The organism is Candidatus Nanoarchaeia archaeon (assembly GCA_035290625.1).
In the GTDB taxonomy this organism is placed as follows: domain Archaea; phylum Nanobdellota; class Nanobdellia; order Woesearchaeales; family DATDTY01; genus DATDTY01.
Window position 1 is genome coordinate 1 of the sequence record DATDTY010000050.1, and the last position, 8,374, is coordinate 8,374.

Here is an 8,374-nt window from a genome sequence, read left to right on the forward strand (position 1 = left end):
ACTGCGAATAGCATGCTCAAACGAGGCATGGGAGAAACCTTACGGGGGAAGTCCGTCGGCATGCAGGCAAGGCACTTCTATATGAAGTGCTTTACGCATAATATGTTGGTGAGGGGTTAAGATGGAACTTGCAATCGAGCCCGTAAATCAAAAACTTTAAATACTCTGAAAGGGGCGGTATCCAAAAGGCACATATATTTGTATTGGCCTTGTAAAAAAACATCATCAAGCGAGGAGGATTGCCCATGAGAGTCTCTTACCTATTATTCTTTGTTGTGATAGCTCTAGGACTTGCAGCCTGTACGACACCGCAAGGAGGAGTCACTGTCCCTAATTCTCCCTATCAGGGCGGTTCTCAGGGATTAGTCCTGGAAATCGGGGACCTTGGAATCTTTAACGACCAAACCAACACAGAGGAGATTTTTGAAGGCGAGCCAATTCCTGTCGAGGTCACCCTGAAGAATAAGGGAGAATATGAAGTGCAGCCAGGAGAGGCAGCTGTAGATCTGCTCGGCATCTTCCAGAGTGATTTTTCAGGGCTTCCGGCAATCCGGCTTTCGAACACTGAGGCAATAGAAAAGGTTTCTGAATTCAACACTGAAGGAGGGGAGACAAGGCTAGCATTCACAGAAGGAAATGGAATGGTTGACCAGAGGCAGCTCGGGGATGCAAGCTTCAGGGATTTGAGCATTTTTACCAGGTATACCACACGCTATAAAACCTTTGCACTTGTGCCAAAGGTATGCTTCAAGGAAGACCTGCAGGATGAGAGTGTCTGTGATGTTGACGAGGTCAAGGATGTCTTCTCCTCTGGAGCTCCTATCCAGGTCAAGCGGGCGGAGGAGAGCAGGGCAGGAACTGGCCTGATTGCAGTTGAATTTGAGGTTGAGAACGTCGGAGGAGGAGAATCAGCTGTCCATGGCCGTGCATTTGACAGCAGGTACAACGAGTTCGGGTTTGCAGTTGATCCTGCCGCAGAAGCTTCGATCTGGCAGTGCACATCGAGGGGCAGATCAGATTCTGCAAGATTTGACGCCAATGGAAAAGCGCAGATTCGCTGCAGGACAATCACTCCATTGCCGGAAAACGCGCTCTACACACGCCAGCTTGGATTGACGCTTGATTATGACTACCGGCTCATCACGCATGAGCAGGTCAGGATCATAAACCAGTAACCTCTTTTATTTTTCAATATTATTTTCTTTTCTATTTTCTATTCACCCATTTTCAATATCTTTTTATAGGTATTAGCTCTTCTTTATCGAACTGCCTATCAGACTAACCATGGCCTCTCAACAGATACCCGAACTCCTTGAAACACTCCATCCTCTTGAGCGCAGAGTTCTTCCCCATCTTCTGAAGGACCCCGACCTTGCATCTGTTGTCCGGGCAAGTGGCCTTGCTGAAATCGAGGTCATGCGGGCCTTCCAGTGGCTTGCTCGTAAGAAGATTGTCAATCTATCAATTGTTGCCAAAGAAGTTGCCAGGCTTGACGGCCTTGGAGAAACGTACAAGAAGCTTGGTCTTCCTGAGTACCGGCTGCTCGCATCCCTGAAGAACACCCATGCTATCCAGGACCTTCCAAAGCTTTCAGGTCTGACACAGCAAGAGGTTGCAGTGTCTGTCGGCCTGCTCAAGACAGAAGGCTGCATTTCAGTTGAGAAAGGCTCTGTGGCAAGGATTAAAGATAGCCAGCCTGGCAAGGCGCCTTCTGATCTTTTGCTTGCAAAGCTTCCTGCATCGATTTCTGAGCTAAGCACAGACGAGCGTGAGATCCTGAAAGAACTCCAGAAGCGCAACCAGATTGTGCGTATGACGCTTGAAAAGAACGTCAAGGCGCATCTCACCTCTCTCGGAAAGCAGGCTGCAGAACGGATGGGCGAAAGCCAGCTCATCGAAGCCCTGGACTCTGTTATCCTGCAGAAGAAACAGTGGAAAGACAAGCGTTTTCGGAGATATGACGTTGTGGCTCCTGTGCCCCGCATCTATCCTGGAAAAAAGCAGCCCTATAGGAGCTTCCTTGACTATGTCAGGAGGCAGTTTCAAAGCCTTGGCTTTACCGAGATGTTTGGCCCGCTTGTCGAGGCAGAGTTCTGGGATATGGATGCCTTGTTTATGCCGCAAGACCATAGCGCGAGGGACATCCATTCGGCTTACTATGTGCAGGAGCCAAGAACCATGAAGATCAACCCCTCTGTCCTTGCAAAGGTCAGGAGCAGCCACGAGGATGGATTCAACACCGGATCATTGGGATGGCAGTACTCTTTTGCTCTGGAGCAGACGCAACGCACGATCCTCAGGACCCAGGGAACCGCATGCTCTGCCAGGATGCTGGCAAGCAAAGAACTCCAGATTCCGGGAAAGTATTTTGCCATTGTGCGCTGTTTCAGGCCTGATATCATTGATGCAACCCACAATGTGGATTTTTTCCAGACTGAAGGGATTGTTGTTGATGAAGGGCTTAATCTTAGACATCTCAAATGGCTGCTGAAACTCTTTGCAGAGAAATTTGCAGATACTTCAACCATTAAGATCAAGCCGGGCTATTTTCCGTTCACCGAGCCTTCACTTGAGCTTTATGCGCGGCATCCGAAGCTTGGCTGGATAGAACTTGGGGGGGCAGGGATCCTCCGGCCTGAAGTTGTAAAGCCCCTTACAGGCAAGGACATCAGTGTCCTGGCTTGGGGGATCGGGATAGACCGCATCGGGATGTTCAAGCTTGGGATCAAGGATATCCGTGATCTGTTCAGCTCAGATCTTGGGGCTTTAAGAAACAGCAACGCCTTTTACTAACATGCCAACTATCACCCTGATTAAGAAGGATCTCGAGGCCTTATCGGGAAAGAGGTTTTCCCTGAAGGAGATTGAGCGCCTTCTGGAATATGGGAAAGGAGAGCTCGCAAGCTATGATGAGAAAAGCGACGAGCTCAAGCTTGAGTTCCAGGACACGAATATGCCGTATCTCTGGTCAGCAGAGGGTGTTAGCAGGCTCTTTCGCGGGATTCTTGGCAAGCAGACCGGCCTGCAGATCCCACGTTTTTTGAAGAGCAGGCATAGTATCATCGTAGACCCTTCCATTGAGAGCATCAGGCCTCATATCGGAGCTTTTGTTGCAGAGGGAGCGGCCATTGATGAGCAGACGCTCCAGCAGCTTATCAGCCTTCAGGAGAAGCTTGCAGAGACCTATGGCAGGCAGCGCCGCAAGGTTTCTCTGGGCATCTACAAGTGCGATGCGATCACTTTCCCTGTTACTTACAAGGCAGCAGATCCGGATTCTGTCTCATTTATCCCTCTTGATTTCAATGAATCAATGACCTTGCGCCGCATACTCCATGAGCACCCAAAAGGCAAGGAGTACGGGCATCTGGTGCAAAAGCACAGCAGTTACCCCCTCCTTATAGATTCCATGCAGGAGGTGCTGAGCTTTCCGCCTATCATCAATTCCAATACTACTGGCAGGGTTCAGCCAGGAGACACCAAGATTCTGGTAGAAGCAACCGGAACTGATTATGGGGCTGTCCAGCTGAGCCTCATCATCTTTGCATTTGGCCTTGCTGACCGGGGGTTTTCTCTCTCCAGCATCAGCGTGCGGGCTGGATCCCGGATAGTCCAGACTCCGCACATCGAACGCAAGTCTTTGCGGATTTCAAAAGATGATGTTGCATCCCTGCTTGGCGTGGCTCTGCAAGAGAGTCAAATCAAGACCATCCTTGAACGCTTTGGCTATGGAGTGCAGGGAATGACTGCCACTCCGCCTTTGTACCGCAAGGATATCCTCCACCCAAGAGACGTCATTGAGGATATTGCGATCGGTTATGGCTATGAGAAGCTTGAGGGCATTCCATTGTCTTCGTATACACAACCTCTCGTGCATCAGCTCGTCGCTTTTATTGATGTCTGCAGGGATCTCATGATCGGATTTGGCTTTCAAGAGGTGCAGAGCCCTCTACTCACAAATCCTCTTGTTATGTCAGATTCCATGCGGCTTCCTGCGAAGGATCTCGTTCAGCTGAAGAACCCAATGTCAGAAACCTACTCAGCTGTTCGGAACTCACTCCTCCCCCAATTGCTTGAATTTGCATCAAAAAACAAGCATCAGGGATACCCACAATCCGTCTTTGAGGAAGGGCCTATCACCAGCATCAGCCAGCCTTCTGCGTCGAATGGGCCTGATCCTGAGCATCTTGCAGCAGTGCTGCTGCATGATAAGGCAAACTACACCCACATGAAGCAGATCCTTGAGGCATTCTTCCGGGCTCTCGGAGCAACAATCACCCCGGCTCCTTTTGACCACCCTTCCTTTATACCTGGAAGATGCGCTGAGGTCGTTCTTAAAAAGAGGATAGGCTATTTTGGAGAAATCCATCCCGAAGTCCTGGAAGCATTTGCTATCGGTGTTCCCTGCATCGGCTTTGAGCTCGATCTCTCTAGCCTGTTCAGCTTCAGAAATAGGAAATAAGTCTATCTCACTTGGACGCAGCTTTATCCTTTGGCTCAGCTTTCTTCCTGGCCTTCTTCGGTTTTGGCGTCTCCTCTTTCAGAGATTTTTTTACCGCGGCTTCAATGCCTATCTTCTTCAATGCCTCAACGACAGCTTCGTGGTCTGCCTTCTGGCTGATTTCTATCACCTTATCAATGGGCTCGAGATGAAGTATATTGCATTTTCTTCTCCGTGTTTCCCCATCTACCAGAACATGATTCTTGTCAATGGTGTCAATGACAACACACCTCTTTCCAGCATCCCTTCCTGCAGTCTTCAGGCACAATCTTCCAACTTCCATCATTGTGATGCACCTTTGAACTCCATACTGCGAGCCTTTACCGTGATACGCTGCCTTGTGCATCTGCTGCACAGCACGCCTCCAAAAGGGCGCTCGGGCCTTTTCTGAGTCTTTGCCATGCTCCTGAGCTCTGCCGGGCTCGCCCTCGGCATCCCCTTTAGAGCATCGCCGCAGCCAGCACATCTATGCTGCTTCGGCTTTCTCTTCTTGTACTGTATGACTCTCCCTTTGGGAACCCGTACATGGATACGCCTGTATGTCCTGGACCGAAGACTGCCTCTGACCATGCTGGTTGGGGGTAGGGATGGGTTTAAAAAGGTTGCTTTATCATGGGCGTAACTCAGCGTTCGTATTTAATGCCCATGTATAAACCATAATCAGATAAAACTGGATGTCCTGGTTTTAAGCCAGCGCAAGCTTGTTCTGCTGCTACTGAAAACACCATCACCGGCATATTTCTTGTATGCGCTTGCTCAGCAACTGCCGCAACAGAAGGAGTTTCTGCAGAAGAGCTATATGGCTCGATTATTACAATGTCATAATTTCAAGAGGTTTTTAGGGAATTCTCTCCGTTAAAGCGAACAAAGTGATCAATCTAGGAAAACAGAAAGGGCAAGGAGTAGTTTTATTACATTGGAATTATTTTGATTCCTTCTTTGTCTTTCGTTAATGTTCCATGTTTTCCAGCAGAAATATTGTATTCATCTGCAATGTCGCTTGGAATTCTAACAGCAATACTATTTCCCCATTTAGAAAATGTTATATCTTTTGCATGCCTTAATTTTCTATATTTGCCTGCCAATACTTTTAATTGTTTCATATTCATAATTTCTTCTCCACATTCCAAGCATTTATAAGTTTCAAATTCTATTCCATCCTGCTCCATAACATCTTTTTTCTTTTCCATTTTTCCTTTCTGACATACTGGGCATTTCATTTTAATCACCTCGTTCTATTGTTTTGATTATTATACAATGACCTAAATCTTCGCCAACACAGATTATTGAGCCTTCTTTGCTCTTTTTGACAAATTTTATTCCATGCTTTCCAAATCTTTTTACTTTTCCTGTTTGCAAAACATCGTAAACTTGGTCTGGAAAAGCAATTTCTCTTTCCCTTGCTCTTTTAACAGCATGGACTTTGATGACAATAGGTTTACCTTGAAAGTAAATATCTTCCATGATGTAGATACTTGGATATACATGTATATAAATCTTGTGGTTTTATGAATGTTAGTTAAGGGGAAAAAGAAAACGTAACTATTATAAAGTAAATATTATTTCGGTTATATATGAAATTCAGACCATGCATTGATATTCATAAAGGACAAGTCAAACAAATTGTGGGTGGGACTTTAAGAGATGATTCTCTGGGTTTAATTGAAAATTTTGTTGCCGGCAAAGATGCTGCTTATTTTGCAGAAATGTATAAAAAAGATCGATTAATAGGTGGGCATGTGATTATGCTTGGACCTGGGAATGAAGAAGAAGCGTTAAAAGCATTAAGAGCATATCCTCAAGGATTACAGATTGGCGGAGGAATCAAACCTGAAAATGCAGAATATTTTTTAGAACAAGGAACAAGCCATGTTATTGTAACCTCTTATGTTTTTAAAGATGGTAAGATTAATTTTGAGAATCTCGACAAATTAGTTAGCGTTGTTGGAACTAACAGATTAGTTCTAGATTTGAGTTGTAGGGAAAGAGATGGAACATATTTAGTTGTGACAGATAGATGGCAAAATTTTACAGATTTTGAAGTAACTCCTGAGCATCTTGGCCAATTAGCTAGTTATTGTGATGAATTTCTCATTCATGGAGCTGATGTTGAAGGCCAATGTAATGGAATTCAAACAGGCCTTGTACGAAGATTAGGATTATGGGCAAGTAGACAAGATGTTAATACTACTATGACTTATGCTGGAGGAATTCGATCCTTAGATGATCTTAAATCAACGCAGCGTCTTGGCAATGGTAAATTAGATTTTACAGTAGGTAGTGCTCTAGATATTTTTGGTGGAAAATCATTAACTTACAGGGAAGTTGTTGATTGGAAACCAGAGTAGTTTTCTTTTGCCCAAAATAAATTGTTTTGCCCCCGAGTAATCTTGAAACTAATTCTTGTTAAGTTCGTTTCCCATACGCAAGTGTGGGAAAACTGCGTCCGCAGAGTTGTGTTTAAGTTCCAATCAATCCGAGGCGTAGCCGAGACATACTGTCCGAAGGACTGGGGGAGTTCTATTCCATAAAAAGAGCTTTAGCGATACTACAAGAATAAGGATCAGGGGGAGTTCCTATCTTGTTTTTCGCATTCCAAGGCGGGGCGTTTCTTACAAAGACTACTTTACAGTGATAAATAGCGAAAGCTTTATAAATAAGTGTTTATTTTAGCTCTTAAAATGACATTAGAAAACGTTACAGGAAATTTATTGGCTTACAAAGGATTAGAGCCAGGCACATTTCAGCATGTTGACCAGCTTACTACTGAGCGAAGAACCAATCATGGATTAAGAAATCAATGGTTTTATACTGCTGATGGAGAATTATATACTGTTCAAAAAAGAAAGCATTTATGGGTTATTACTCGTGAACCACAAAATTTAGTCTTAGAAAATATTGACGGAGCATATAGGCAACTAACAGTACAAGGAGACTATTTTCCCGATACCGAAGCTGCTCAAACTTCTTTAGAGCATAAAGACAGTGTTGTTGTTAATCTAAAAGGATTAAAACTTGTGAAAGATAATGATCAATATGGTCACTTTGTGGTTGATCCTAAAGCAGTAAAGAAGTTAAATTCTGAGCAAAGAAAAGCTGCTCAACGTATCTATGGTCCCGATGAGGAAAATTTTGGCCTAAACATGGAGATGTTTGCAGAAGCAGGAAAAACTCCCTATGTTTTAGTATTAATGCCTGATTATGTGCAAGGTACTTTAAGAAGTAATGATAAAAAATTCGTTGGGCGGGCTTCGTGGCTGAATGGTTTCGGCAGCAATTCCCATTTCAATGCCCTTGATCGTGACGTAGACAATCGGGACGCCCTGCGTGGGGTACGTCGTGTCATCGCCGAAGGCGACGCGCCCGAAAATGAAGTTCCACATGCTCCACAGGAAACAGGAATTGTTGGACAGCTTCCACTTGAAGATATTCTAGCTTGTTTGGGCGAGGATGTTGCTCCATCTGTAAGACCTGCTATTGAAGGAAGAATAAAAGAAGTTTATAGAAAAGCATATAAACAATAATTTTTTCTTCACAATTGAAACTAATTGCTGTTATCTACCCCGAGCCGAAGGCGAGAGCGCAGCGGGGGTTGCCCCCTTCGGGGTGCCGAGTAGGCTGAGCGGAGCGAAGCCGTCCGAAGCCATCTTCATCACCGCCGACTGCATAAATAATGAATTTATCAGGAACTCCAAAAAATTGTAGATAATTCCTGTTCTACGCCCTGAGCTGAAAGCGAAAGTGCAACGTTGTCGAGGATTTGTGAAGCAAACCGCAGAAGTTTTTTCGTCGCCGCATAGCTTTAACAGGAGTTGGGGGTTAAATCTAAGTTTTTTGAATTTTATTTTTAGCAAACATTGTTATCCATGACGCAAA

At 45.1% G+C, this 8,374-nt stretch carries 8 protein-coding genes and 1 pseudogene; 5 read left to right on the forward strand and 4 right to left on the reverse strand.

Going from position 1 to position 8,374, the window contains the following annotated elements; translation table 11 throughout:
• Window positions 1-245: 245 nt before the first annotated feature.
• The 3 genes from VJB08_04510 to pheT all read left to right on the forward strand — a co-directional run bounded on the left by VJB08_04510 (window position 246) and on the right by pheT (window position 4,459).
• Entirely contained in the window at window positions 246-1,175 is a 930-nt protein-coding gene (locus tag VJB08_04510) for a hypothetical protein (protein HLD43220.1), read from the forward strand.
• A gap of 109 nt (window positions 1,176-1,284) precedes the next feature.
• Window positions 1,285-2,793 (forward strand): phenylalanine--tRNA ligase subunit alpha, encoded by a 1,509-nt coding sequence (locus tag VJB08_04515; GenBank protein ID HLD43221.1) that lies wholly within the window; start codon window positions 1,285-1,287, stop codon window positions 2,791-2,793.
• A 1-nt stretch (window position 2,794) separates the two neighbouring features.
• The gene (gene pheT, locus VJB08_04520; protein HLD43222.1) at window positions 2,795-4,459 is read left to right on the forward strand and encodes a phenylalanine--tRNA ligase subunit beta; all 1,665 of its coding nucleotides are present in this window, start codon (window positions 2,795-2,797) and stop codon (window positions 4,457-4,459) included.
• Window positions 4,460-4,565: 106 nt separating this feature from the next.
• On the opposite strand, the pseudogene VJB08_04525 reads toward pheT, so the two are convergent.
• The 4 genes and pseudogenes from VJB08_04525 to VJB08_04540 form a co-directional block, all read right to left on the reverse strand.
• Window positions 4,566-4,790: pseudogene (locus VJB08_04525) on the reverse strand (50S ribosomal protein L14e).
• Entirely contained in the window at window positions 4,781-5,068 is a 288-nt protein-coding gene (locus VJB08_04530) for a 50S ribosomal protein L34e (protein HLD43223.1), read from the reverse strand. Before VJB08_04530 ends, VJB08_04525 begins: the two are co-directional and overlap by 10 nt.
• A gap of 341 nt (window positions 5,069-5,409) precedes the next feature.
• On the reverse strand, window positions 5,410-5,718 hold the full coding sequence (locus VJB08_04535) for an AbrB/MazE/SpoVT family DNA-binding domain-containing protein (GenBank protein HLD43224.1): 309 nt from the start codon (window positions 5,716-5,718) through the stop codon (window positions 5,410-5,412).
• 1 nt (window position 5,719) lies between these two features.
• Window positions 5,720-5,962 (reverse strand): hypothetical protein, encoded by a 243-nt coding sequence (locus tag VJB08_04540; protein ID HLD43225.1) that lies wholly within the window; start codon window positions 5,960-5,962, stop codon window positions 5,720-5,722.
• Between the two features lie 110 nt (window positions 5,963-6,072).
• Here VJB08_04540 and hisA point away from each other — a divergent pair, with 110 nt between their 5' ends.
• A complete protein-coding gene (gene hisA / locus VJB08_04545; GenBank protein ID HLD43226.1) occupies window positions 6,073-6,846 on the forward strand; it encodes a phosphoribosylformimino-5-aminoimidazole carboxamide ribotide isomerase in 774 nt (257 codons plus the stop codon).
• A gap of 333 nt (window positions 6,847-7,179) precedes the next feature.
• Window positions 7,180-8,022, forward strand: coding sequence for a hypothetical protein (locus tag VJB08_04550; GenBank protein ID HLD43227.1), 843 nt, complete (start codon window positions 7,180-7,182; stop codon window positions 8,020-8,022).
• Window positions 8,023-8,374: the final 352 nt, after the last annotated feature.